At 57.0% G+C, this 24,631-nt stretch carries 29 protein-coding genes and 1 pseudogene; 16 read left to right on the forward strand and 14 right to left on the reverse strand.

Features of this window, described 5'->3' with window-relative positions; genetic code table 11:
- Positions 1 to 33 precede the first annotated feature (33 nt).
- Positions 34 to 324 (reverse strand): transposase family protein, encoded by a 291-nt coding sequence (locus GR212_RS37360; protein ID WP_246726163.1) that lies wholly within the window; start codon positions 322 to 324, stop codon positions 34 to 36.
- Positions 325 to 519: 195 nt separating this feature from the next.
- On the opposite strand from GR212_RS37360, the gene GR212_RS32945 reads away from it, so the two are divergent.
- From GR212_RS32945 to GR212_RS37585, 11 genes are all read left to right on the forward strand, one after another.
- A complete protein-coding gene (locus GR212_RS32945) occupies positions 520 to 1,095 on the forward strand; it encodes a tyrosine-type recombinase/integrase (protein WP_163993540.1) in 576 nt (191 codons plus the stop codon).
- A gap of 519 nt (positions 1,096 to 1,614) precedes the next feature.
- Complete coding sequence (locus GR212_RS32950; protein ID WP_163993542.1) at positions 1,615 to 2,409, forward strand: DeoR/GlpR family DNA-binding transcription regulator; 795 nt, start codon at positions 1,615 to 1,617, stop codon at positions 2,407 to 2,409.
- A 34-nt stretch (positions 2,410 to 2,443) separates the two neighbouring features.
- Positions 2,444 to 3,508, forward strand: a complete 1,065-nt coding sequence (locus GR212_RS32955; RefSeq protein ID WP_163993544.1) for an ABC transporter ATP-binding protein — start codon at positions 2,444 to 2,446, stop codon at positions 3,506 to 3,508.
- A gap of 12 nt (positions 3,509 to 3,520) precedes the next feature.
- Positions 3,521 to 4,822: an ABC transporter substrate-binding protein gene (locus GR212_RS32960; protein WP_163993546.1), complete on the forward strand. Its 1,302-nt coding sequence runs from the start codon at positions 3,521 to 3,523 to the stop codon at positions 4,820 to 4,822.
- An 81-nt stretch (positions 4,823 to 4,903) separates the two neighbouring features.
- Positions 4,904 to 5,779, forward strand: a complete 876-nt coding sequence (locus tag GR212_RS32965) for a carbohydrate ABC transporter permease (protein ID WP_163993548.1) — start codon at positions 4,904 to 4,906, stop codon at positions 5,777 to 5,779.
- Positions 5,776 to 6,597: a carbohydrate ABC transporter permease gene (locus GR212_RS32970; protein WP_163993550.1), complete on the forward strand. Its 822-nt coding sequence runs from the start codon at positions 5,776 to 5,778 to the stop codon at positions 6,595 to 6,597. Before GR212_RS32965 ends, GR212_RS32970 begins: the two co-directional genes overlap by 4 nt.
- Positions 6,598 to 6,633: 36 nt before the next feature.
- The gene (locus GR212_RS32975; RefSeq protein WP_163993552.1) at positions 6,634 to 7,419 is read left to right on the forward strand and encodes a metallophosphoesterase; all 786 of its coding nucleotides are present in this window, start codon (positions 6,634 to 6,636) and stop codon (positions 7,417 to 7,419) included.
- Positions 7,420 to 7,431: 12 nt separating this feature from the next.
- Positions 7,432 to 8,199: an inositol monophosphatase family protein gene (locus tag GR212_RS32980; protein WP_246726165.1), complete on the forward strand. Its 768-nt coding sequence runs from the start codon at positions 7,432 to 7,434 to the stop codon at positions 8,197 to 8,199.
- A gap of 88 nt (positions 8,200 to 8,287) precedes the next feature.
- Positions 8,288 to 9,934, forward strand: coding sequence for a Na/Pi cotransporter family protein (locus tag GR212_RS32985; RefSeq protein WP_163993554.1), 1,647 nt, complete (start codon positions 8,288 to 8,290; stop codon positions 9,932 to 9,934).
- Between the two features lie 244 nt (positions 9,935 to 10,178).
- Positions 10,179 to 10,700, forward strand: a complete 522-nt coding sequence (locus tag GR212_RS32990) for an NUDIX hydrolase (protein WP_163993556.1) — start codon at positions 10,179 to 10,181, stop codon at positions 10,698 to 10,700.
- Positions 10,666 to 11,043: a LysR substrate-binding domain-containing protein gene (locus GR212_RS37585; protein WP_163993558.1), complete on the forward strand. Its 378-nt coding sequence runs from the start codon at positions 10,666 to 10,668 to the stop codon at positions 11,041 to 11,043. Before GR212_RS32990 ends, GR212_RS37585 begins: the two co-directional genes overlap by 35 nt.
- Before the next feature lie 340 nt (positions 11,044 to 11,383).
- Here GR212_RS37585 and GR212_RS33000 read toward each other — a convergent pair whose 3' ends face one another.
- Entirely contained in the window at positions 11,384 to 12,391 is a 1,008-nt protein-coding gene (locus tag GR212_RS33000; RefSeq protein WP_163993560.1) for a zinc-dependent alcohol dehydrogenase family protein, read from the reverse strand.
- 126 nt (positions 12,392 to 12,517) lie between these two features.
- Here GR212_RS33000 and GR212_RS33005 point away from each other — a divergent pair, with 126 nt between their 5' ends.
- Positions 12,518 to 13,420: a LysR family transcriptional regulator gene (locus GR212_RS33005; protein ID WP_163993563.1), complete on the forward strand. Its 903-nt coding sequence runs from the start codon at positions 12,518 to 12,520 to the stop codon at positions 13,418 to 13,420.
- Positions 13,421 to 13,643: 223 nt separating this feature from the next.
- Here GR212_RS33005 and GR212_RS33010 read toward each other — a convergent pair whose 3' ends face one another.
- The gene (locus GR212_RS33010; protein WP_163993565.1) at positions 13,644 to 13,853 is read right to left on the reverse strand and encodes a hypothetical protein; all 210 of its coding nucleotides are present in this window, start codon (positions 13,851 to 13,853) and stop codon (positions 13,644 to 13,646) included.
- 1,183 nt (positions 13,854 to 15,036) lie between these two features.
- On the opposite strand from GR212_RS33010, the gene GR212_RS33015 reads away from it, so the two are divergent.
- A complete protein-coding gene (locus tag GR212_RS33015) occupies positions 15,037 to 15,336 on the forward strand; it encodes a hypothetical protein (RefSeq protein WP_163993567.1) in 300 nt (99 codons plus the stop codon).
- A 593-nt stretch (positions 15,337 to 15,929) separates the two neighbouring features.
- On the opposite strand, the gene GR212_RS33020 is transcribed toward GR212_RS33015, so the two are convergent.
- Both GR212_RS33020 and GR212_RS33025 read right to left on the reverse strand, forming a co-directional pair.
- Positions 15,930 to 16,469: an isochorismatase family protein gene (locus tag GR212_RS33020; protein ID WP_204326863.1), complete on the reverse strand. Its 540-nt coding sequence runs from the start codon at positions 16,467 to 16,469 to the stop codon at positions 15,930 to 15,932.
- Between the two features lie 70 nt (positions 16,470 to 16,539).
- Positions 16,540 to 17,139: a short chain dehydrogenase gene (locus tag GR212_RS33025; protein ID WP_163993569.1), complete on the reverse strand. Its 600-nt coding sequence runs from the start codon at positions 17,137 to 17,139 to the stop codon at positions 16,540 to 16,542.
- A 125-nt stretch (positions 17,140 to 17,264) separates the two neighbouring features.
- Between GR212_RS33025 and GR212_RS33030 the strand changes: the two genes are divergently transcribed.
- Positions 17,265 to 18,167, forward strand: coding sequence for a LysR family transcriptional regulator (locus tag GR212_RS33030; protein WP_163993571.1), 903 nt, complete (start codon positions 17,265 to 17,267; stop codon positions 18,165 to 18,167).
- 271 nt (positions 18,168 to 18,438) lie between these two features.
- On the opposite strand, the gene GR212_RS33035 is transcribed toward GR212_RS33030, so the two are convergent.
- Positions 18,439 to 19,035, reverse strand: a complete 597-nt coding sequence (locus tag GR212_RS33035; RefSeq protein WP_163993573.1) for a TetR/AcrR family transcriptional regulator — start codon at positions 19,033 to 19,035, stop codon at positions 18,439 to 18,441.
- A 100-nt stretch (positions 19,036 to 19,135) separates the two neighbouring features.
- On the opposite strand from GR212_RS33035, the gene GR212_RS33040 reads away from it, so the two are divergent.
- A complete protein-coding gene (locus GR212_RS33040; protein ID WP_163993575.1) occupies positions 19,136 to 20,557 on the forward strand; it encodes an MFS transporter in 1,422 nt (473 codons plus the stop codon).
- Positions 20,558 to 20,830: 273 nt separating this feature from the next.
- Here GR212_RS33040 and GR212_RS33045 read toward each other — a convergent pair whose 3' ends face one another.
- From GR212_RS33045 to GR212_RS33075, 7 genes are all read right to left on the reverse strand, one after another.
- Complete coding sequence (locus GR212_RS33045; protein ID WP_163993577.1) at positions 20,831 to 20,992, reverse strand: hypothetical protein; 162 nt, start codon at positions 20,990 to 20,992, stop codon at positions 20,831 to 20,833.
- A 4-nt stretch (positions 20,993 to 20,996) separates the two neighbouring features.
- Positions 20,997 to 21,365, reverse strand: coding sequence for a YybH family protein (locus GR212_RS33050; RefSeq protein WP_163993580.1), 369 nt, complete (start codon positions 21,363 to 21,365; stop codon positions 20,997 to 20,999).
- Positions 21,362 to 21,838: a DUF6196 family protein gene (locus GR212_RS33055; protein WP_163993583.1), complete on the reverse strand. Its 477-nt coding sequence runs from the start codon at positions 21,836 to 21,838 to the stop codon at positions 21,362 to 21,364. The genes GR212_RS33050 and GR212_RS33055 overlap by 4 nt, the downstream gene beginning before the upstream one ends.
- Positions 21,831 to 22,313, reverse strand: a complete 483-nt coding sequence (locus GR212_RS33060; protein WP_348643586.1) for a GNAT family N-acetyltransferase — start codon at positions 22,311 to 22,313, stop codon at positions 21,831 to 21,833. The genes GR212_RS33055 and GR212_RS33060 overlap by 8 nt, the downstream gene beginning before the upstream one ends.
- A gap of 94 nt (positions 22,314 to 22,407) precedes the next feature.
- Positions 22,408 to 22,932, reverse strand: coding sequence for an AAA family ATPase (locus GR212_RS33065; RefSeq protein WP_163993587.1), 525 nt, complete (start codon positions 22,930 to 22,932; stop codon positions 22,408 to 22,410).
- Between the two features lie 9 nt (positions 22,933 to 22,941).
- Positions 22,942 to 23,538, reverse strand: coding sequence for a helix-turn-helix domain-containing protein (locus GR212_RS33070; protein WP_432444426.1), 597 nt, complete (start codon positions 23,536 to 23,538; stop codon positions 22,942 to 22,944).
- A 54-nt stretch (positions 23,539 to 23,592) separates the two neighbouring features.
- Positions 23,593 to 23,967: a hypothetical protein gene (locus GR212_RS33075; RefSeq protein WP_163993605.1), complete on the reverse strand. Its 375-nt coding sequence runs from the start codon at positions 23,965 to 23,967 to the stop codon at positions 23,593 to 23,595.
- A gap of 102 nt (positions 23,968 to 24,069) precedes the next feature.
- Here GR212_RS33075 and GR212_RS33080 point away from each other — a divergent pair, with 102 nt between their 5' ends.
- The gene (locus tag GR212_RS33080) at positions 24,070 to 24,393 is read left to right on the forward strand and encodes an ArsR/SmtB family transcription factor (protein ID WP_163993619.1); all 324 of its coding nucleotides are present in this window, start codon (positions 24,070 to 24,072) and stop codon (positions 24,391 to 24,393) included.
- A gap of 87 nt (positions 24,394 to 24,480) precedes the next feature.
- Here GR212_RS33080 and GR212_RS33085 read toward each other — a convergent pair.
- Positions 24,481 to 24,631 (reverse strand): annotated as a pseudogene (locus tag GR212_RS33085) (conjugal transfer protein TraD); the annotation flags it as partial.

Here is a 24,631-nt window from a genome sequence, read left to right on the forward strand (position 1 = left end):
TAAGAATGCGGCAGTTTGTTTCGGGGTTGGCAGTTAATTTGAGAATATTGGTTTCGAGATTCTCAAATTAATTGCATTGGAATTGTAGTCGCCAAGCTCCCTTTCATTGCTGAACGTTGTGCCGGGCAGCAGATGCAATCTCCCCATTTGTGTGCCGATCAGGTGCTCAATGTGCCCGCCAAAGCGCGGCTCACCCGGCGGTCTCCAATCGATGGCGATTCCCGCGTCCTCACATCCTCTCTTGAACGCCCGGCTGCGGAAATCGGCATCATTGTCGACGTGCACCATGTCTGGCAGGCCGGCGACAGGCCACGGCTCGCTCATTCATCTGACGCTCCCTCAACCACGCCGATTTGTCGAAGACGGAGTGCAACAGGCACAGGCTGGTCGATAACCGGGATGGCGGCTCCATGGTGAGATAGAACCCGGTCACCATCCGGCCGCAGATGTCCATCGCCAAGGTCAGCGGCCGATCGGCTGCCGAGTTTCCTTGTCAACAACGAAGACATCGGCCTTGGTATGATCAATCTGGACGACCTCCAAGGGACGCGACACCCCGAACGCTCCGGGAATGGCCGTTGTCGCCTTCACGACTTTCTGTTCTCCGCGTTGCCTGGCGCGCTTCTGAAGATCGATATTCGATGTTTCGGAAAGGGACGGAAGGAGCGTGTCACGCCGCTCACCAAAATCCTAAGCGCTGTACTCAAACGATGGCTGGATGAGCCAAGACCGGGTCACTCCAATATCCTCTTCCCAACCATGCATGGATGTCGGATGAGTCTGGACGCGGTTCATTATCTGGTGGCGAAGTATGTGAAGCAGGCGGCACAGCGATGCCGCTCTCTGCGAGCAAAGCGAATTTCACCGCACGTTCTTCGTCACAGTGCGGCAATGGAATTGCTGGTTGGGGGTGTAGACAGCACCGTCATTTCGTTATGGCTGGGCCATGAATCCACACGCTCCACCCAAGCCTATCTTCATGCCTATCTCGCGATAAAAGAGGCGGCGCTCGCGAAGGTGGAACCATTGAATGAGCAGCCATTCCGTCGTTTTAAAGCCGACGATAAGCTGTTGTTGTTTCTCGACGCCCTGTAGCAGTTTAACGCCGCAAGCTCTCCTGCGGCGTTATTACACCCGCCCTCCGGACGCTTGAAGTTTGCTTCTTTGCGCCAACAGAAGACATTGCCTCAGCCGATGATGCTAATTTCCTCCGTGGATGCCGCCTCCTGTGTTGGCGACGTAGCGCATCACCATCTTGGCCCAATGCGATGCCGGCGAGAAGAGCCCCAACCCGTCATTAGCACGATCAACAGACCATCTGGCTGATCGAATTGGTAGCGAGGTTCCGTGCAACGCGCCCCGGGGTAAACGTACCGCCCGATCTGATGGGGTCGCATCAGCATAAAATAATTCCGCAAAATCTATTTGATCGAAAGCGATCAAAATCTCGTTCGAATCGGATGTGACGAGTAAGATTCCTGCCATCGCCTCAGATTCTAACTATAGAGGTCTAAAAAGATGAAGCGCATTAGCTGAATCTTATCTTGACAAGATCGTAAAAGATCATAGAAAGATCGAATTCGATCAAACCTTGGGGCTGGAGGAGGCCTCCCGATGAGCGAGATCTTGTCCGAAAATGAATTCAAGTCCGCTGCTGTCCGCCAGGCCCGCCTGCTCGACCACCTGCGTGACGAAGTTTTCGCGGATGCGCAAAAACTCAAGGATGTGCTCGGTGTGTCGATCGCCACCGTCAGGCGCGACCTCAACGAACTGGAGACCCGTGGTCTGCTGAAGCGCATGCATGGCGGCGCGGCGCTCATCAATCAAACGACCCGCGATTACACCACGCCCATTCGCGAGGTGACCAATGCGGAGGAGAAAGCTCTCATTGGTGCTGCTGCGTCCGAGCTTGTCGTCGAGGGCGATGCCGTCATGATCGATAGCGGCACGACCTCCCTGCAGGCTGCCAAACGTCTCGCCGGGCGCCAATCGCTGACGTTCGTCACGAACGGAACCGACACGCTTGCCCAGTTGGTCGCTGGCGGAGCTCGCAGCCTCCATTTCATCGGCGGCGAATATATCGATCTCAACCATTCGCTGGGCGGTCCTATGGCTGTCGACGCGGTGCGGCGCTTTAGCGTTGACAAAGCGATTCTCAGCGTTACGGCCGTCGATCTCGACCGCGGCCTGATCGCGACGTTGAGTCCGCAGATTGGTGCTGTGCAGCAAGCTATGATCGAAGTCGCAAGGACCGTTATCGTCGTTGCCGATCACTCCAAATTCCAGCGCAGCGCCCTTTCGGTCATCGCGCCGCTGCGCGACATCGATCACATCGTCACCAATGAAGAGACGCGTCCTCTTACGCGCTCGCTGCCGGGTGATCTGCGTTCAAAATTCATCTTTGTCTGACCGTGCGGTCAGGTTTGCCGGACGGGAGGAAGTCTTGGTAGGAATATCAGTCACTAATCTGGTGAAGCATTGGGGTGGTTTCAAAGCCGTCGACGATGTGAGTTTTCAAACGGAAAGGGCTGAGTTTGTCGCGCTCCTCGGCCCGTCCGGCTGCGGCAAGTCGACGACGCTCAGGCTCATTGCCGGCCTTGATAGCGTGACGTCGGGCAGTATTGCGATTGCGGATCGCGATGTAACCGGCCTTGCGCCCGCAAAGCGTAACCTCTCCATGGTCTTCCAATCCTACGCGTTGTTCCCGCATCTCAACGTTGCCGACAATATCCTGTTCGGCCTGTCCGTGCGCGGCGTATCGAAGGCTCAGCAGCAGGAGCGTCTCAAGCGGATCGTCGATCTTCTCGGGCTCGGACATCTTCTCGACCGCCGACCGAGCCAGATGTCCGGCGGTCAGCAGCAGCGCGTCGCCCTGGGGCGTGCCCTGATTTCGGAAACTCCAGTTTGCCTGCTCGATGAGCCGCTTTCCAACCTCGATGCCAAGCTGCGAGCGGGCATGCGCAGTGAAATCCGGGCTTTGCAAAAGCGGCTCGGTATTACGATGCTTTATGTGACGCATGATCAGACCGAAGCCATGAGCATGGCGGATCGTGTCATCCTGCTCAACAAGGGGCATGTCGAACATGCCGGCCCCCCGGCTGAGCTTTACGAAAAGCCGGCCTCCGTCTTCGTCGCGCAGTTCATCGGCACGCCGCCCATGAACATTCTCGATATGGCGACCGGGGCGAACGGTTCGGTCATTGCCGGCGGTTCGCGACCCCTGACGCATGCGGCTGCGGGCGGTTTGTGCTTCGGAATACGGCCGGAGCATCTGCGCGTTGTGGACAAGGGGGAGCCGGCGACGGTGCTGTCCAGCGAATATTTCGGCGCGGATACGATCCTGGCCTGCCGTATCGGCAGCCAGGCGCTCCAGATGAGGGTGACCGGCAGGCCCGGGCTTCCGGAAGGAACTGTGGTGGAACTCGGCTGGGATCCGGACGCCATGCATTTCTTTGACAAATCAAGCGGGCTAAGGCGCGAAGACGTTACCCCCGCAAGCAACTTTTAGTGGAGGATGGAAATGATACATCTCAACAAACGAAATGCCTTCAAGCTGGCGGCTGCCGGGCTTTCCTATCTTGCTCTCGGTACTGGAATTGCGCTGGCGCAGACAAAACTCGATTTCTATTATCCGGTCCAGGTCGGCGGTCCTGTCACCAAGATCATCGACGGCTATGTGCAGAAGTTCATGGCTGAAAACCCGGATATCGTCGTAGCCCCCATCTATGCCGGCAACTACAATGACACGACCACCAAGGCGCTGACCGCCGCCAAGGCCGGCACGCCGCCGGCGGTTGCCGTGCTGCTTGCCACCGACGTCTTCACTCTCATCGACGAAGACGTCATCGAGCCGATCGACGACTTGGTCAAATCCGACGACGACAAAGCCTGGGTGAAAGGCTTCATGCCCGCGTTTCTGAAGAGCGCCCAAACCGAGGGTCATCTCTGGTCGATACCGTTCCAGCGCTCCACGGCCGTCATGTACTACAACAAGCAGGCCTTCAAGGACGCCGGGCTTGATCCGCAGAAATACCCTGCCACCTGGGAAGACATGGTCGCTGCGGGCAAGGCCGTCACCACCACGGATTCGTCCGGTCAGGTCAACCGCTGGGGCGTCGGCATAGCCGGCAACATCGGTTCCGCGCAGTGGCTGTTCGGTGCCCTCGTCGCCGAAAACGGCGCCAAACTCGTCAATGAGGAGGGGACGGAAACCTATCTGACGGATCCGAAGGTCGTTGAAGCGCTGCAGTTCTGGGTCGACCTGTCGAAGAAGGATGCCATCCATCCCCCGGGCATCTTCGAATGGGGCACTGCTCCTGCCGATTTCCTTGCTGGTCGCGTGGCTATGATCTGGCATACCACCGGCAATCTCACCAATATCCGCAAGAACGCCACCTTCGATTTCGGCGTCGCTCCTTTCCCGGGTCATCCGACCCCGGCCTCGGTGCTGGGTGGCGGCAACCTTTACATCTTCAAGGACGCGTCCGACGAACAAAAGGCAGCCGCGTTCAAATTGGTCAAGTTCCTGACCTCGGACGAGATTCTTGCCGATTGGGCTGTCCAGACGGGCTATGTCGCTCCAAGGGATGGCTCCTGGGAAACCGACACGATGAAGAAGTACGTTGCCGAGACGCCCCAGGCTCTGGTCGCGCTCAAGCAGATCCCGGCCTCCGTGCCGGAGTTCTCCACACATGAGAACGCGCGAACGACCAAGATCCTGAATGATGCGCTGGCCGCCGCATTGACAGGCAGCAAGACGGCGGAGGCCGCAATGGCCGACGCTCAGAAGGAAATCGACCTCATCCTCAAACCCTATCGCTGATCCGTGGAGAGGGCACGCAGCTATCGCGCTGCGTGCCGTCCTCCTTCAGCTATGGCGAAGACAAGGCCGACAGGATTCACGATGAATAAATCTCGCAATGTCCTCTTTGGGAGCTTGCTGCTGTTGCCGGCCGCGGTTCTTCTGTGGGTATTTACGTACCAGCCGATTTTGGCGACGCTCTATCATAGCTTCTTTTCGACACCGAAAGGCAGACGGGCCGCCATCTTCGTTGGAACCGATCAGTACGCACGGATGTTCCAGGACCCGGTATTCTGGCAGGCCCTACTGAACAATCTCATCTACGCAGCGGTAACGATCCCTGTGTCGATGGCGCTGGCGCTTGCCATGTCTCTCTTCGTCAACAGCCGCATAGCCGGCCAAGGCGCTGTCCGGATGGCTTACTTCACGCCGACGGTGCTCCCCATGGTCGCCGTCGCCAATATCTGGCTATTCTTTTATGCACCGGGCTATGGACCGATCGACCAACTGCTCGGGTTCTTCGGCTTCGGTCATAACAATCTGCTGGGCATGCCGGGCACCGCCCTATGGGCGCTAATCGTCATTACGATCTGGAAGGAGGCTGGCTTCTTCATGATTTTCTACCTGGCAGCTCTACAGCAGATATCACCGACGCTTATCGAGGCGGCCCGGTTGGAAGGCGCATCGGCATCGCAGATCTTTCGTCGCGTGACTGTGCCTCTGATCATGCCGACGACGCTCTTCGTGCTCGTCAATGCGATGATCGGCGCATTCCGTCTGGTCGATCATGTGATTGCCCTCACCAAGGGTGGACCGGACAATGCGACGACGCTGCTCCTCTATTACATCTATGAGGTCGGGTTTCAGTATTGGGATACCGGTTATGCGGCTGCGCTCACGGCGTTCCTGCTTTTCCTTCTTACGATTATTGCGCTCTTCCAATTCGGCTATCTCGACAAGAAGGTTCATTATCGATGAACGACACCACACCCACCCACGCTTCCCATGTGACGACGTTCGGCGCTTGGCTGCTTGCCATTGTCTGGATATCTCCGATGATATTCGCGCTTTGGGCAGCCTTTCATTCCTCCACAGGCTCCAGCAGCTTCGATCTGACTGCACCGTTGACCTTGGACAACTTCAGCCGGGTCCTCTCCGCTGCACCGTTTCCGCGCTATTTCCTGAATACGTTTCTGCTCGTGACACTCATTCTCGCCTGCCAGATTGTAGTGTGCACATTAGCGGCCTACGCGTTTGTGTGTTTTCCGTTCCGCGGGTCTGGCGTGCTGTTCATGCTGGTGCTGATTCAACTTATGATTATGCCTGAGATCCTTCTAGTTGAAAATTATCGCACGCTCGCAAGCCTTGGCCTGCGGGATACCATTCTCGGCATGGGGATGCCCTATCTTGCGTCCGCATTTGGCATCTTTCTGTTTCGGCAGACTTTCAAGAGCGTGCCGAAAGAGCTGGAAGAAGCTGCCCTCCTTGAAGGCGCGAATGCGTTGCAGGTGCTGCTGCGTGTCTTTGTGCCGCTTGCCAAGCCGACCTATGTCGCCTTCGGCCTGGTGACGGTCAGTTATCACTGGAACAATTTCCTTTGGCCCCTCGTAGTGACGAATTCTGTGGAGACGCGGCCGATCACCGTGGGCTTGCAGGTCTTCGCAACGGTCGAACAGGGCGTGGACTGGAGTCGTGTGAGCGCTGCCACCCTCGTGTCCGTCGCGCCGCTTCTGGTCGCCTTCATCATCTTCCAAAGGCAGTTCGTCCAGAGCTTCATGCGTGCCGGCATCCGTTGAGCAGAGGTGGCGAGGCCGCAGAAGGAGATTTACATCATGCTGATAGCTCACATTTCCGATTTCCACGTCTTCTCCAGTCAGCCTGAAACCCGTCAGGTCAGGCTGGATATAGCCGACGTCGCGCGCCGTGTGGTCCAGGACCTCGCAAACTTCACGCCCGCGCTCGATGCAATCGCCTTTACCGGAGATCTGACGGATGGCGGCTCGCAGGAAGACTACGCGCTGTTGAAGGAGATATTGTCGCGGCTGCAGGTTCCAGTCTTCATGGTGCCCGGCAATCACGACAAGCGCCGGACGCTGCGCGCAGCCTTCGCCGACACGCTTCCGTTCGAAGACGGGCCGTTTCTCAACTACGAGACGCGGACCGCAGGTCTGAGAGTGCTGGCGCTCGACACGCTGATCGAGGGGCGGGGCGAGGGGGCTCTCGCGCCGGAAAGCCTTGCGTGGCTCGCCGGACGGCTCACGCGAGCCACACCCGAGCCGACGCTGGTTTTGCTCCATCATCCGCCATTTCCGTCGGGCATGGCATCGCTCGACAATGCCGCGCTCACGGAAGGGCGTGACGAGTTAGCAGCGATGGTGCGGGAATATCCCGAACGGCTGATCATCCTGGCTGGTCATATCCACCGGCCCTACCAGTCGATCTGGAATGGTGCCTATTGCTCGGTCGGCGGCAGTCCGGCCTTCCAGGTCGAACTTGACCTGGAAGCGGATCGCCATGAGCCCCCCTGCATCTCCCAACCCTATGCCTATTACGTTTATCGCATCGACCGAGAGGGCGAGTTCGCTGTTCACACCCGTTTTGTCTCTCTTGATCGCTAAAGGATTGAAGCATTGAATAAAGACTATGAACGCGTAAAAACAATTGCCATCGAGGCGGGTGAAGTCGCGATGGGGCATTTCAAGGGCCTGTCGCTGTTCGATGTGGAAGCCAAGGGTCCACTCGATCTCGTCACAGCCGCGGATCGGGACGTCGAGCGCTTCATTTGCGATCAGTTGTCCCTGGCTTTTCCGGAAGACGGCGTATTCGGGGAGGAAGGCAGCACGATAAAGAGCAAGTCCGGTCGCGTGTGGGTCATCGACCCGATCGACGGGACGTTCAACTTCGTGCGCGGCAGCGACGGCTGGGGTATATCGATTGGTCTCCTTGAGCAGGGCGTCCCGACGTTCGGTGTGGTGAACACGCCGGCAAGACGCGAGCTCTTCGCCGGCGGACAGGGGCATCCGCCCTCCCTGAACGGCAACGCTTTGGCCGCGCTGCGCCCGTTCAACCGCGGCTGCGCCGCCGTCGGCCTCGGCATTCATCCCAAGGTTCCGACCGAAGAAGGGCTGGATTTGCTGCGGCAGGTCACAAGCGACCTCAAGATCGCCTTCCGCGTTACGGGCTCATCCGTCATTTCTCTGATCGACATCGCCAAAGGCTCCGTTGATGGCTACATCGGCCGCGGAATTCCAAGTTGGGACATTCTTGGGATGCTGCCCTGTCTCCATCAACTCGGCATCCAGACCACGATCAACTGGCAGGCAGAGGGGCTCGCGACGGAGCTCGACTTCGTTTGCGGGACGCCAGAGATCATAGAGATGGCGAAAGCACTGGATTGATCGGCGCGTGGTTCATCTCTGTTCGTGGATGGCGACGTCTCCTGTCTTCTCTCCGTGCGAGGAGGGGTAGTGAGATTAAGGAAAGAAGATGGCCTCCACGATCGTCATGATCAATCTCTTTGGCGCGATCGCTTTGCTGCTGTTCGGGCTTACTCAGGTCAAGGAAGGAGCATCGCGGGCTTTCGGAGCAAAGTTGCGAACCGGCCTTGCAACCGGGACCCGCAGCGGTCCGCGTTCCTTTGCGTCCGGTTTCGTGGCTACGGTCGCCCTCCAGAGTTCGACAGCCACCGCTCTGATGACGTCCTCCTTCGTGGAACGTCAACTGATCGAGCCGCGCATGGCCCAGATCGTGTTGCTTGGCGCCAATGTGGGAACCGCGGTAACCGCATGGATCGTTGCAACGGGCATCGATTGGTTGTCGCCACTGGTGATCCTCATCGGTATCGTGCTCTACAAGGGAGGTCCGACCAGTCGACAGGGCTGCGGCCTTGGGCTGATCGGTATTGGCTTGATGCTGCTTTCGCTGCATCTTCTCAGCAACGCGACGGAACCGATGCGACAGTCGCCGGCTCTTGCCGCCTTCATCGGGCTACTCGACAATGCGTGGCCAGTTGCGCTCATATTGAGCGCTGTCGTTGCCTTCGTCTCGTCCTCAAGCCTGGCTGCTGTCGTCCTGATCCTGTCGCTGGCGTCGACCGGCATCCTGTCTACGGGTCTGATTGTCGTGCTGGTTCTTGGCGCTAATCTGGGCGGGGCATTCCCACCCGTGATCGCATCGTTGCGCGCCACGCCGTCGGCCAAACGGGTTACCTTGGGGAATCTCATCGTGCGTGCCGTCGGTTGTGCCATTGCTCTTGCCCTCGCGGGGTGGGGTGGCGGGTTGCTGGTGATGTTGCCTCTTGCGCCAACGCGATTGCCGGTCGATGCTCATCTGGGATTCAACCTCATGCTGGCAGTTCTTTTGTCGCCATTCTCGCGTCCCCTATCGCAGCTCATGCTCCGATTGGTTCCTGAAGAACCTCCGTCAGACAAAGGTCCAAGATATCTCGACCAACGTGAGCTTTCGACACCGATCGTGGCGCTCGCCAGTGCAACGCGCGAGACGCTCGGCGTCGGAGACCTCGTAGAACGAATGCTCATTCGTGTTTCGGATGCATTTGAACGAAATGACTTATCGAAGATCACGGAGGTAGTGGGATTTGAACAAGAGGTCGACACTCTTCAGCGTGAAATCAAAGTCTATCTGTCTAAGCTGGGCCGACAGGATCTCAAGCAAGATAATGCCAACCGCTCGATCATTATTATCGACTATGCCATCAATCTCAAGCATATCGGGGATATTGTCGAGAAAGGCCTTATGCCTCAGGTTGCCAAGAAGATTGGCCAAGGCTTGAGGTTTTCTGATGATGGCTATGAGGAACTCACCAAGTTGTTCCGTCTTACGATCTACAATCTGCGTATGGCACAGACGATCTTCGTCATCCGCGACTTCAACCTTGCGAAGCAGATGATGGAGGTGAAGGTCGAGGTGCGGCGCATGGAGAAGCGATCGTCGGGTCGACATCTTGAGCGGCTGCGTCATGGGCGTGTCGAAAGTCTGCAGACGAGTTCGCTCCATCTGGACATTTTGCGCGACCTTAAGCGTATCAACGCCCATATCGTCTCGGTTGCTTATCCGATCCTCGACGAGAGCGGTCTTCTGGTTGAGAGCAGGCTAAGGCCGGAGTTGGAGTAGACCTTTTTCTGGCGCGTCCCGCTTTTTTGATGAATGAGGTTTCCGCCTCGGCTGGGTTGCTGTCGAAATTGAAGGTTTGACACGGTGTAGAATTTGACGTGTGCTCAAGCCACTTAGAGGCCCGCGGAGCCCAGGCTACCTCTCGCCGGTGGCACGCCTTTGAGGCTATGATTGGCTACGGCATCAAGCAAATTCGCAACGATGATTGAGGCACCGACAAGAATCTGACAGTCTTGGGGATAATATGAAGTCGAAAAAAAGCGACGCTAAGCCTGTATCACCAAAGCCAGCGCATTTGTTGCAGCAGCTCGCGCGCACGCCGAAGCAGTTGTTCGCAGAGGCATTCCGTAACCAGTACGGCGCACTTTGCTTTCGTTACATCGATGGCGGTTACGGCTTCGAAATTCTGGTAATCACATCGCGCAACAGTGGGCGCTGGATCCTGCCGAAGGGATGGCCGATGAAGGGCAAGGAACCCCACGAAGCTGCCGAGATCGAGGCCCGGCAAGAGGCTGGGGTTTGCGGAAAGGTGTGGAGATCAGCAATTGGTCGATATACCTACCTGAAGGACCTCGACGACGGCAGGGTTGTGCCGTGTTTGGTGGAAATCTTTCAGCTGGAAGTGAAGGAGGTCAGGATCAACTTCAAGGAGCGCGGACAACGGCGGCTGGAGTGGATGAGCCCCGACGAGGCAGCCCGGCGAGTGCGCGAGATCGAGCTGAAGTCTCTGCTTGTCAATTTCGAGCCTCGCAGAGAGCGCGAGTGAGGCGGCGGCTTGGCAAGCAACTCTACGCAACAGCGCCTCGCTATCTCGACGGCCGCAACGGCCCGAAGACCTTGGATACCACAATTACGTGGTGCGCTCCCACTTGCGGGGTGCGGAACAGATCCGTTTGATACGCTCAGAGCGAGAGGTTGCCGATGTGGCGGTCAAGCCGGTCCTCCGCTCCGACAATTCACATCTTATCTGCGAGGCGATTGCTTCCGGCATGGGCATCGGTCTCGTTCATGACGTGCTTCTGGAACCGATGATCGCTGCTGGTAGGCTTGAGCGCGTACTTTCCGATTGGCACCACGAGCCCCAGGCCATCCAGGCCGTCTATCCTTAATCGCTATATACCGAGGAAGGTCCGGCTCTTTGTCGATGGATTGAACCGGTTCCTGCGCACGGACGGTGTGCTTGTCGAATAGTGGCAGTGCCGTATGGTTCTTAGGACCGCCGACTCCGCTTTTCGCGCCGCACTGATCGTCGTGCTGCCAAGGTAGAGACCAGCGGTACCGCGGTCATAGCGCTCGCTGCATCCCAGGCCATGAAAGCTGCAACGTTCGCCATGTCCCGCAGGGTCGTCAGACGACATGCGCGGATACGGCTGGCAGTGACGTTGTGAAGCTAATGCTATGACATCCCGCTGGCTTCCGCATGGAGACGGCAGACCGAGCCCAGGCGAACTACCAGTCGATATTAATGGCGATCTTGCCGACCGGGCCGCTCGACAGTTTCCCGAAGGCGGCCGCCAATTCATCAAGTGGGAATATATCGGCAAGGACCGGCTCGATATGGGCCGCGTCGATCGCTGCCATCGTCTTTGCGAGATCCTCCACCGATCCGGTGTTGTTGCCTTGAAGGTGGAGCATGTTGACAATGATCGGCATGAGATCGATCTGCGTACTTGTGCCGGTTATGAAACCGATCGTGAAGACCACGCCGCCGTGACGCGTGGCGGCGATCGAACGAGGGAAGGTTGCTGAACCCACGGTTTCGAGCACGAGATCAGCTCCCCGACCGCCCGTCAACTGGATGACCTTCTCATCCCAATCCGGTGACGTTGCGTAGTTGATCGTCTCATCTGCTCCGAGTGCCCGCGCCTGTTCGAGTTTCGCATCAGAGGAGGAGGTGATGATCACGCGTGCGCCGCGCGCTTTCGCAAGCTGCAGGGCAAAGATGGAGACACCCCCGGTTCCCAGAAGAACGACCGTCGAGCCGGGGCCGGCGGCAGCGCAGGTGAGTGCGTTCCAGGCCGTGGTCGCTGCGATCGGCAAGGCTGCTCCCTGTTCGAAGGAGAGATGGCCGGCGAGGCAGACGATCGAGGCTGCGTCAAGGACCGCAAATTCCCGAAGCGCGCCGGGAAGGGTAGCACCCCGCATCGCGCTCGTGTTTTCCATGGTGCCGCGCCCGGCCGTCCAGAGAGCCTTTGGATGGACGGCGACACGATCGCCGATCTTCAGACCGGTTACGTCGTCACCGACGGCGACGATCTCACCTGCTCCGTCCGCGATAGGAATGAGCGGGTAACCGACACCTGGATACTGGCCATAGGCAACGGCAAGATCGATGAAATTCAAACTGGCGGCCCGCATGCGCACAAGAACCTGACCGCGGCCGGGCGGTGCCGGATCAGCAAGTTCGACCTTTTGTAGGTCCTGAAGCGAAGGGCCATTCAAAAAAACTGCGCGCATCTGCTTTCCTTTCGGGAATGTTCGACGGCGTCATATTGGCCTCTGTGTTTTTTTTATGGAATGATCTGATTTTGCAGATTAAAACTGCATTCTATGCAGCAATTGAACGCGCTTCCCGATCCTGACATGCTCGCCGCCTTCATCGCCGTTGCGGAAGAGGGTTCGTTCAATGCCGCCGGCCGGCGCTTGAACCGCGACGCGACCATCGTTTCGCGGCGAGTTCAAAATTTGGAGCAGATGCTCGGGGTTCGGCTGCTGGAACGATCGACCCGCAGGGTCGTGCTCACTGAGGCGGGAGACGCCTATTTCAGGCGGGTTCGTCCGCTTCTGCAGGAGTTGCTGGCCGCTGGCGCCGAAACAGAGCGGTTTTCGGATGGTGAGCCGAGAGGGCGTCTGCGGCTTGCATTACCGGGCAGTTTCGGTCGTATGTGGCTTATGCCTCTGCTGGTGGAATTCCTGGAGCGGTATCCGGATGTCCGTCTCGAGGTGTCCTTTTCAAACCGTTTCGTAGATCTGATCGGCGAAGGTTTCGACCTGGCGATACGTCTCGGCGTCCTGCCGGATTCGCGGCTCGTGAGCCGCAAGCTAGCCGACAGAAAGCGCATGGTCGTCGCGTCCCCCGGCTATCTCAGCCGGTATTCTCCTCCGACCGCACCCGAACAGCTTGATAGTCATCATTGCCTGATATTCTCAGGTAAGGCGAACCCCTATCTATGGGAATTTAAGCTGCCTGGCAGAGGCCAACTCTCGGTGCCTGTATCCGGTCCTTTTGTCTCTGACGATGCGGAGGCCCTGGTTCTGGCGGCCGTTGGCGGCCATGGATTGCTGTATGCAACTGACTGGCTAGTTGGTCGTGAACTGGTCAACCAGCAGCTTGTTCGCGTTCTCGAGGACTATCCGGTTCCCGACGAGGGCGGCGTCTATGTCGTTCACTCTTCTTCTCAGCATGTTCCCAACAAGACACGCGCCTTTGTCGACTGGATAAGCAATCGCTTTGCCGGCGACGTTCCATGGTCTGTCGGCGGATAGTTCTCAGGCCCGGCTGCCGGCGTCTGGATCGTCGGTAGATGGAACGTCGTAAACATTCCACTATCGCCTTTGTAGAAAAGCGCCTACCGCTGAAATCAGGAATCGAAGGCCAATTGGCGTGGGATTTTGCCCCTGGCGTCCGATCTTGCCATGTAGACTATCGGCGCTTGCCCTGCGCGACACGAGCAAGGTAGCAGGGGCGCTATGAAGTCGGCCCGCCGCTTCAGGAGCCCGCCGCGCCAATCCCTCTCGGGCCATCGAGACGAGCCACTTCGTCATCCAGGGCTCGGACGGCCTCGGTCAAAATCGCCAATGCCGACATCATCAGTGCATGATCCTGGCCTTCCTGGGATGTGGACTGCGACAGAGCGAGAGCTCGATCGTGAAGCTGTTGAATGATTGTATTGAGGCGATCTACGGTATCTTCGTTCATAGTTATCTCCTCTTCAGGCCTTTAGGGCAAAGCGCAACATATTGGAAATGCGCGGTGCGGCTTGTTGTTCCGGCGGTCGATTTTACCATACTTGTGTCAGGCGAAGTGAGAAACTGCCCCCCGCATTGCCTCAAGCAAAATGTTACCGATAGTGCCACCTTCACGAATGGGTTTGGCTAGGATCGCCATTCCTCCAACCGAGAGTTCTGTTGTTAGGGATAAGCTGGCTGTCGCGTTCCATGCGGCGACTCTTATCACGTCATCCGGTGTGTAAATGCCCACGGCGACAATAGCAGCTGCCTGGGAAGCATTCGTTCTGTAGATGGAGTGGGTCGCGCTCGGGAGGAGGGTAATAAATGCGGTTTTCCCCTTGTCGCAAGAGCACATCTTCGTACAAATGCATATGCCGAGTGCTAGTTTTATGCTGCTAGTAAGTTTCTTTAATTGCTGATGGCTACATTAGGTGAGGGCTATCAAGCCTGCGACGAGAACCGCAACAATTATGTAATAAAGTTTAATCATTTCTCCACCCTCCAAAAATTGCATCGTCAGGATCACGGCTGTAAATAGCAACTGCCTCCTTCCGGGAAACCTTGGCATATTTTCAAATGAACAGAATATTGTCGCTACCAGAGGCCGGCCAACGGCGGCTAATACGAGGAGTTGGGGCCGTCGGCACTGGCCCGGCCCGGCCGGCAGCTTTCAACAGCTTCCGGATACTCCTTAGGGAGTAAGGTATCTTGCCAACTTCAAAACGCGCGTTAGTTGGACATCGCCGCACCGCCATATGCGGTGGAGGCCTGGCGCGGCGGACATCACGAGGACGACGTGCCGGGTCTCTTTTGGAGACCTACAACTGAAATTTTGATATCGGCTATCGCGTTTGGGCTTTATATCCAATCCTGCCGATAAAGACGAGACATTAGCTTGAACCTTGCACGATTGCTGCGATATCGGAATTTGAAGGGGATATAGTAGCAGTTTATCGACGGTTGAGATTCAAGATCTTCTGGCCATCGGCTTTCATTGCGTTTCAGAACATGGGGGCAGTTCGGGGCGCTCAACCTTTTGACGTAGGTCAAGGTGTAGGCCCTACATCATCTTCAGTATTAGCCCCATCAACTTACCACCTTTCCGTGTCTGATCGCGGGAATTTATATGAAGTATGCGGTTGGGGGACGGCATGGAGCGTTTGCGGCGCCTCGCGGGTAGGGCACTGCGCCCTAAGGAATTGGAGATTGTCGAACGAGTATTCGATCTGGTGACGGCGCAGCCTTGGTTCGATAAAAGCGAATATTGCCTGGATGGTTTCGCTGTTCGGCTGATTCATTTGGTTCGATCTGGCATCACGAATCCGGGCCAGCTTGAGACCATCGCTGTCCTGTGGGCAATGACGGATTTCAGCCGTGATATGACGAACAGTCAGCGGATGAAACTGATGGCAACCTATGAAGCGCAAAGGCATCGGCGCCCCGCAAGATAAATAGGTTATTTGGTTCCGGTGCGCTCATCGACATGGTTCATGGCATGGGGAAAGCACCAACTCGGTGCAATTCATTCAACAAACAGACTGCATGTAAACCTCCGATATCAGAAGTGTATTTCTCGAATCGGGAAAGCCTGGATAAGTCGAAACCGATGCTGCAGTCCCCCAGTGCAGAAGGACCCGGCCGAAGGCGGACCATGCGAGGGATTCGGCCGGGTCTCGTCACGCATTCGATGAAATCGATTTAGCGGGTGGAACAGAAGTGGATCGCAAACCGCCGCTCCTGGTCAACAAACAGACCGCGCCTCAAGATTAGTACTCAACACTCGCGCTGCCTTGCGGCTCGTTCGACATACCTTGCAGGGAGCCAACGCGGATCTTCGTGCTTGGGCTTTCGGCAAGCCGCTCCGGTGGCGCGTCGCACTCTTAAGTATTCGCCCGTAGTTTTTTTCGTGCCAAGCTCGAGAGTGGGAACAGCCGCTTCTTGAGTTGCGGCTAGATCTAGACAGGATGTGACCCGCTGGGCTGGGCGGCGAGTCTTGGGGCATTTCGTCCCGAAGCCGTCGCTCATCGATCAAACACTTCATCAATCAAAGAATTGTGGCCCGTGTCGCGAAACTGGTGCGGAAAAGCGCCTCGTGCGCCACTGGATCTGGATCGTAACAACAGTCGCGCACGATATAGATTTTGTAGTCCGCATCGCTTGCCCATCCGACGGTAGAGAAGAGGACTCCGCTGCTAGCGACACCGGCCATGACCAGCGTCTTGATGCCTTCCACCTGCAAATCGTGATCTAACGAGGTCCTATGAAAGACGTTGGCGCGCGGACAAGCATATCGCAGGTCGCCTTCGACCATATTCAACCCGTCGACGGGCGCAGGATCTCGAAAAAAGCCAGTCTTCATGATGTTGTTGATCAGCATGTTATTTTCATGGGAAGATCCGTAGTCGATAGCGAAATTCGCGAACACGACAGAGCTACCTGTGGTGCGCCAGTCCGCAATCAATGAATTAGTACGGCCAAGTAGGTCTGCCGGGATATCGTTTTGCAAAATCGAAAAGACGTCTGCTTGATAATGCATGATCAATAGGGCGGCGTGTGCGACGTCGATGTCTTCTAAGTAAGACACACTGTTCTCCATTTTCGTGCTGACATATCAAGAACTCGGCTTACCCTTCTGCAGGGAAAGGAGCCAAGTCTTAGTATACTTTGATAACCTGCCCCGTCAGACGGCCTTCGATGCAATCCACGTACGCTGCGACCAACTGCTCCATCGAAACGGGTTTAAGGCCGGGAAACAAATGCCCAAAGTCATCGATCGAATCATTCACCATACTGGGACTGACCACATTCACACGCAAGCCGCGATTGAGTTCGATCGCTGCAGACAAAACGAAGCTATGTAGGCCGCCACTAATGACGGCGCCCCCAGTGACACCCGGCCACGCTTCGTCAGCAAAAATCCCGCTGGTCAACGTGAAGGACCCATTATCTGAGATATAATTCTTGCCTGTCAGCACGACGTCGATTTGGCCGACGAGTTTGGAACGAAGATTGGCGCAGAGATCTGAAGCAGTCAACTTCTCAAAATCGTCCATAGCGCCAGAAGCGGCGACGCAGACACACGCGTCTACAGGACCTACTTTCTCGAACATCTCGCGAATGCTCTCAGAGTGCGCAATGTCCACGGCCAGCATCCCGCTGGTGCGCCCTGCCGTGATAATCTCATGCCGTCCTTTAAGATCGTTTGAAAGTCTGCGTCCGATCGTTCCGGAGGCGCCGATAATGACGATGCGCATGTGTTCTCCAACTTTAGATGCTTTGGTTCGACCCGACATCTTGCGAGCCCCCTTTACTTAGACGAGGCAGCACTGATAAGAGAATGCCGTATTATCTTTAATCGCCTTTAAGTTTATGAGCTATAATGCGTGGTAGCGAATTCGCCGACCTCAGGGCTTTTGCGACGATCGCGGAATTTGGTAGTTTCTCTGCGGCGGCAAGAAGCCTCGGAGTATCCCCGTCAGCATTGAGTCAACGCATGCGCGAACTGGAGCAACGGCTGGGCGCGAGGCTTCTCAACCGGAACACGCGAAGCGTCTCACTCACGGAGCCTGGACGTATCCTTTTAGACGCTCTCGCTCCGCTGTTCGACGGCCTTGATCATGCTGTTTCCAGGGTAGCGGCCTCAGATCAAGAGGTACGCGGCACGTTGCGGATAAACTCCTCACGAGTAGCTGCGATGCACATTGTCGGGCCAATACTTCAGGCCTTTCATCACGCTTATCCATTCATAGAACTCGATATTACCATCGATGACATGTTCGCAGACATTGTTGGTGGCCGTTTCGATGCAGGCATTCGCCTTGGCGACACGATCGAAAAAGATATGGTTGCGATCAAACTAGGAAAACAGCGGAAGGCAGTGGTTGTCGGTAGTCCGGCGCTGATTGACCGGCTGGGAGTTCCAACCACGCCTCACGACCTCAAGAAACTTCCTTGCATTCGTTTTCGCTGGCCAGGAACGCGAGGGATTTATCGCTGGGAGTTCGAAAAAGCTGGCCAATCAATAGTCATTTCGGTCGACGGACCGCTAAGCGCCAATGACACGGGGATGATGCTGCAAGCTGCCGTCAATGGTATGGGTCTAGCCTATGTGCTGGATTTAGACGCGGAGTCCCTTGTCCGGTCGGGTGCACTATGTCAGGTCCTACAAGACTGGCTGCCACCTTTTGCCGGCTTTTACCTGTATTACTCAAGCAATAGGCTGATGACGCGTCATTTGAAGCTGTTTGCCGAGTTTATAAGAGTACGCACAGCGCAAGTTTGAGGCGCCGTTTAGTATGCTCCGGGATGGCGGCATTTCGTGAGATAACCACCTCGGTACCCGCCGCGCTACGCATGACATTCTCGATCTATCGATTTATTGATTTACTGTCTGTCGAATGTCGGAATGCTCAAGAACGGATGGGTCCGCGCAATTGATTGTGCGGTATGAGCCGTACGCATCTTTTACCGCGATGACCAAGTCACTACAAACAAGGAGCTTCTGGCCTTTGTTAAGGGGTGCCATTTTCCCATCCCAGCAGGGCAGGCGGCCATTAAGGCACGTATGGCTGCAGAGGCAGCATCAGCAACGGTAAAGTGGCTCGCAACCGCTCCGAAGATACGCCGTCCCTTGCTTGCACGGACAGACCGTGCAGGACCGTCGCGTAATAGTCGCCTAGCATCTGAGCGTCTGCTTCAGGCTGTAGCCGCCCGGCTTTGATCGCCTCGTTCAGACATTCTACGAGCGATGCCGTGCGTCTGCTCCGGTATCCCTCCAGCAAGCGCCTGACACTTTCGTTTTCCGTCGTACAGTTCGTCGCGGCCGAAACGACAAAACATCCGTTCGGCCGTCCAACCCGTGCATAAAGTTCGATCGCTTCTTCTAGCATTCGTTCGAAGGCGCGTAAAACAGACGGTTCCTCGCGAAGAGCTCGATCGCCAAATCCGCCCTCCTCTCGGTCATAGAGTTCGACGGCCTCCCGGAATAGCGCCTCTTTCGAACCGAAGGCGGCGTAGATCCGTGCGGACGCGAGTCCAAGGGTCTGGACGAGGTCAGCCATTGATACGCCCTCATAGCCGCGCTGCCAGAAAAGATCGAGCGCCCTGCGCAGAGCCTGGTTTCGGTCGAACTCCCGCGGTCTGCCTGCCATGTTCGTCCTTTCTTTGTCAATCAATCAATAATTAGCTTGACGGGCGAAAGCAAGTCTGGATTCTTTGTCAATCGACAAACAATTTGGAAAGGCTTTGTCGATGGTCGTCGCACACAGCGCCGCACGCGCGGCTTCGCGAATTGAAGGCTGGAAGCTTGGAGCCCTGGTGTTCCTCGCCTTTGCCCAACTCATCTATTCTCTGGATATCAACATCGTTTTCGTCGCTCTTCCGAAAATCGGGAAGGGCCTGGGCTTTTCCAGCCAGACGCTGCAATGGGTGATCAGTGCCTATATGGTGCTCTGCGGCGGCATGCTTTTGCTGGGCGGCAGGGCTGCCGACCTCATGGGTCAGCGGCGGATGTTCATCTTTGCGCTGTACCTTTATGCGGTATCCTCCTTTGCCGGTGGACTGGCATGGTCGCCCGCAGTCGTTGTTACGGCTCGAGCTGTACAGGGCATTGGAGCCGCCTTTCTCTTCCCAGCGACCCTCTCACTCGTAAACCGGCTTTTCGTCGAAGGTGCGGAGCGCAACAAGGCGCTTGCGGTCTGGGGAGGGGCGGGAGCCAGTGGCCTCACGATCGGCGCGCTTGCGGGAGGATTCCTGACGGCATTGTGGGGCTGGCCTGCGATCTTCTTCGTCAACGTCGTGCTTGCCGCCATCGTCATCGCGGGAGCCGTCGCCTTCATCCCGAAAGACAGGCTCTCGGTTGAACGCAGGGGCTTCGATCTACCCGGCGCCTTGACCGCAACGGCTGGCGCTACTCTTCTGGTTTTCTCCCTGGTGCAGGGGCCAGAATTCGGATGGACGACACCTGCTATCGTCTGGAGCCTAGTGCTTTGCGCAGCACTGCTGGTTCTCTTCGTTTTTATTGAGGCGATGAGCGTCGTTCCGTTGATGCCATTGCGTCTTTTCCGCAACCGGAATGTAGTCGGCGGGGCAATCATCACTTTTCTCTATATGGCCTCCTTTGGCGCCCTTCCGTATTTCGAGACAGTTCTCTTTCAGGATGTCCAGCATTTCACGGCGTTGCAGACCGGATTTGCATTCGTCGCCCCCTCCGTGGCGATCATGGCGGGGACGCAGTTCGGAGCCAGGATGGCGACGCGCCAGTCGTCGCGCCGGGCGCTGTTCACTGGAATTCTGATCGGAGCCGTCGGTACCGTCATGCTGGCTTTAGCAGCAACGGCTGAAGGACATTATCTTCACGCTTTACCCGGATTGGTCGTCTCGGGGATCGGACAGGGAATTGTGTGGACCGCCATGTGGATCATGGCCGCGACCGGCGTCCGCGACGAGGAGCAGGGGATTGCCTCGGGTATCGCCTCGACGACGCTGAGCGTCGGTAACGCGGTCGGGCTGGCGGTTCTGATCGCAACGGCCAATGGAAGGTCTCTGGCCCTGGAGCACGATTACTCTTCCGAGGTCGCAACGGCGTCCGGCATCCAGCTTGCATTATTGTTTGCCGCAGTCGGAATGATACTTTGTGTCGTGCCTACCTTGATTGGGCAGCGCAGGATCTGAGGCCATAGATCAGACGCCATTCCTTTTATGTCTTTTAAAAGCTGCCCCGACCTGGAATGCCATGTCGGGGACGGGTTGTCATTCCGTTGTTTGCCCGTCTATCGCAAGAGAAGGCTAACGCCTCCGGTCCAAGGGATCCGATCTCCCAACGCGGATATCCGGATCCAGCACAGTTGATTGCAAACTGCCCCAATGCCTTCCGTCTCAATGTTGGTCAGCGCCCTAAGGATCAAGTATGCTCGTAGGCGCGCCCTGGCGGCAGGTGCCTTTCGATCATGGCGCCGCATAAGCAATGTGGTCGGTGGCCGCAGCCCTGATGTTGCGGCCGAGAGCCTGACGCACGCCACGCGCCTGGTCGCTGATCGTGAGTTTCACCGTTCCTTCGAAAGAAGCGGCGCTCCAGCTTTGCGGCTGCCACTGAGCGATGCCTCCCATGGATTCACCGGTCGCGCGGCATACCGTAGCACGCAACGACACGGATGGCGTGTCTAGAGCCATCGAACTCGACAAGATCTGCCACGATGGCGCCATTCTCGCGTCGATAGAGGATGCAGGTTGCGTTGGCTCCATACAGGATGTCGATGAACTCGAAATGCAGTCCCTCCTTGGCAATGCCAATTGCGAAATTGGCCCGCAGTTCATCCTTGCCACGCAGCCATCCGTCATTGCGTCCCCACCGCTCCCGTACTGTCGGCGAATTGAACTCCACCGCATCGGCATAATGAGCCATTACCGAATCCAGGTCGCGCCGGTTCCAGGCGTCGCACCAGGCAATCGCAGCGCGCCTCAAATCGTCAAGCTCTGTCATATCTCTCCCCTTACCGACGACTGTGAGGACGACGGTGCTACAGAGCGATCCATAAGTGCATCGATCACCTCCAGAACAGCGGTGCCGACGATTGCCGGACAACCCCAATAGTCGTGAATGCCGCCCGCGGAGCTGTTCTGTCCACAGATGACAAAGACTCCCGTACCGAACCGATGCTTGAGCAGCGATGCTAGCCAGCCGACAAAGCCGCTGTTGTCCAATCCCTGCTTGAAGTGAAATTGGAACACGGTGAAAATTTCCGCGGTGTCCATGGAGGCACGAACGAGCTGGCTCCAGTGGGTGCCGTCGCGAACGAGGGCAAGGGCCTCCTCGGCCAGTCGGGTCGCCAGGTCCCGGGAAGAAAATTCCTCGAAAGTATACGAACCATCGAATCTGGTTAAGGTGGCGAGCCTGATGACTTGGGACAGCCGCTCGTCTGTTTGCTCCGGTGTCTCGATCGATATGTCAACCATCGGCTTCCACCTCTGCTGCTGCATTGGCGGTTTGGTCGCTGAAGCTGAGCGTCATGAAAATGCTGTTGGGCTCGGGCCGGTAGTCGCCAAACGGTTCGCAATGAGAAAATCCATGAGTTGAATAAAGGGCGACAGCCGGGCGGAAGTAATCCCACGAGCCCGTCTCGAGGCCGAGCCTTGAGAGACCGCTGGACCTTGCTTCCGACAGGATATGCTGCAGAAGTTTGCCACCCATGCCTCGCCGTCGAGCGTCGCTCGCGACATGCATGGATTTGAGCTCGCCGTGTCCTCCATTCAGATGTTTCAACGCCCCGACGCCGAGAAGCGTTTCGGCATCCCAAATGGACCAGAAGCGGATGTCGGGTGTCTTCAATCCACTGAGGCCGAGTGCGCGAGCACTTCCGGGAGCGGCCTCGACCCTGGCTGTTCTCAGATGAGTCTCAAGCAATGCGATCACGCGCGCGTCGTCGAGCATTCCCTCTTTGATTTGCATAGGTCATCTCCGATCGCGACATTCAAATTCAGTAACGGCCATGCACGGCGCTGCATATTGAACGACGAACTCAGTGCTATTCCTGTGATGCGCGCCATGCATGAACGGTCGCGTCGATCTCGGTCTCCAAGTTGGCGAGCGCCTCCCTCATACCAATCCGCGCCGTATCAATCACCAGATGAGGATCAGCCCAAGGCGCATAATGTCGAGTCACGACAGCCTCCCAGGTCGGAAGACGAAAGCCTGGAATATCTGCTTGTCGCTCCTCTATACGCCGTCGATGCTCGGCCGGGTCGCCGCATAGCAGTTCGATGGCCAAGAAAGGCTTCGCGCTTTCCGCCGCAATGGCACGCCACGCCTCCCGGCTCTCCGGCACCGGATTGACGGCATCGACGATAACGGAAGCGCCATTTTGAATGTTGGAACGAGCGAGCGCTTCGGCAACGGCATATCCGGCCGTCCCGATATCCTGGCCCAGGTTGGCGCTGATGGCGTGTTCGATCTCATCAACGCGCAGATACGTCGCGGGAAGCCGCATTGCCAACTTTCTCGCGATCGTAGTTTTGCCTGTTCCTGGAAGGCCGCCGAACATGATCAACATCTGACATTCCTACGATCGAGAAAGAACGACCAGATAGGTGCAGCCTTCGCCGCTCTGGTTGGAAAAAGTGACGTCGGCGGGCACGCCGAAACCGAGACTATCGCCGGCAAAGAGTGTCATCTCAGCTGAACCCTCGGTGATGGTGAGTTCGCCGGCGACCATTAGAACGACCTGCCGGATGAACGCGTAGGACGATGCTGGGAGCGTCACACTTTGCCCAGCCGGCAACTCGATCCTTGCGATCTCTACCGGGTGATCTGGACGCACGAACATCTGCCTCCTCAAATACCCAGTTTCCGGATCACGCCAAATGGCCTGATCGGCGTGGCGCACAAGCCGCGGCATCTCGCCTTCCGCCCGCAGCAAGAGTCCGGCGAGCGTCAGATCGAAGGCTCCCGCAATTTTGACGAGATTGCCGGCAGTCGGGCTATTATCGCGTCTTTCAATCTTGCTGATAGCTGCCTTGGAGACCGACGATCGGGCTGCAAGATCCGCCAACGACCATCCTCTGGCTTCGCGCTCATAGCGAATGCGCTCGGCAATACGCGCTTCAGTGTCGTTTCCTATAGTATCCATTAATCTCAAATACGAGATGCTTGGTTCCATTGCAAGGGTTCGGGATAGAAGAACGATGCCAACCCGATCGCCCTCCTAACCTGGTTATCGCGGGAGCGCGGAAAGCTTTCTGTAATCGAGCTGGACATATTCGATGACGGCGCCAGCGGCATGGCGAACAGTCATATTTCGTCCGGTCGGTACATCCTGCGGCGCGACCAGCACGGCAGCGCCCTCCGCCTCGAATTTCGACTGCATGTCCTTGAGGTTTTCGACTGTCGCGGTCGCTTGCGTCTCGCGGTAAGGCGCGAGGTCCGCCTCATTGCCTGCAATCAGCAGGAAGGCGCCAACCGATGCCAATTCCAAGGTTCCGTAGCGGAACCTGATCGTGACCGGCGCATCGGTGATGTGTTTCAGGTCGCGCAGACCTTGATCAATGCTTGAGACGTAGAGGCGGGAAAGAACATTGATTGCAGCCATATGCCTGTCTCCTGGTTCAATGGTTATTGAACTAAGACAAGGTAGCGGTATTGTCAAATAGTTCATTGATTATTGTACTATGAAGCCTTATGCTTGCTGACCATGCGTAGTCCAAGTCACCCCGGCGATGACGTCGTCGATCTTTCCGCAGTGCTCGAAGCGCTGAGCGAGCCGACCCGACGCCAGATCGTCGCACGGCTCGCCAATCAACCCGAAGCGGCATGCTCAAGTTTTGTGGATTGTGCGAGCAAATCCAATTTGACCTATCATTTCAACAGGCTGCGCGAAGCGGGGGTCATCAGCGTGCGCAAGGAAGCGCAATTCCGCCTGATCTCCTTGCGACGGGAGGCGCTCCAGGCCCGTTTTCCAGGCCTTCTCGACGCGATCCTTGCAGCAGATCGCATCGACGGTGAGCGCTTCGACTGATCGAAGTATCCCGTCGACGTGTGGTCCTTCCATACAGGACTGCGCTGGCAGCGAAGGGATTTCGCCTCGCACCGTAGATAGCAAAGGCGAAGGCGCCTTGAACGCCTCTTCGCCGATATCGCGCAGCCGCCGATGTTCCGGCGAGCCTGCCGCCAGTCTCGCCAGTTCGAGCAGGCCACCGAGCAGAAAGGCACGGTCGGCCTTCGATAGACCCGCCTTGACGACGATGCCGCCGAGG

It is taken from the genome of Martinezella lusitana (genome assembly GCF_010668395.1).
Classification (GTDB): domain Bacteria; phylum Pseudomonadota; class Alphaproteobacteria; order Rhizobiales; family Rhizobiaceae; genus Rhizobium; species Rhizobium lusitanum_A.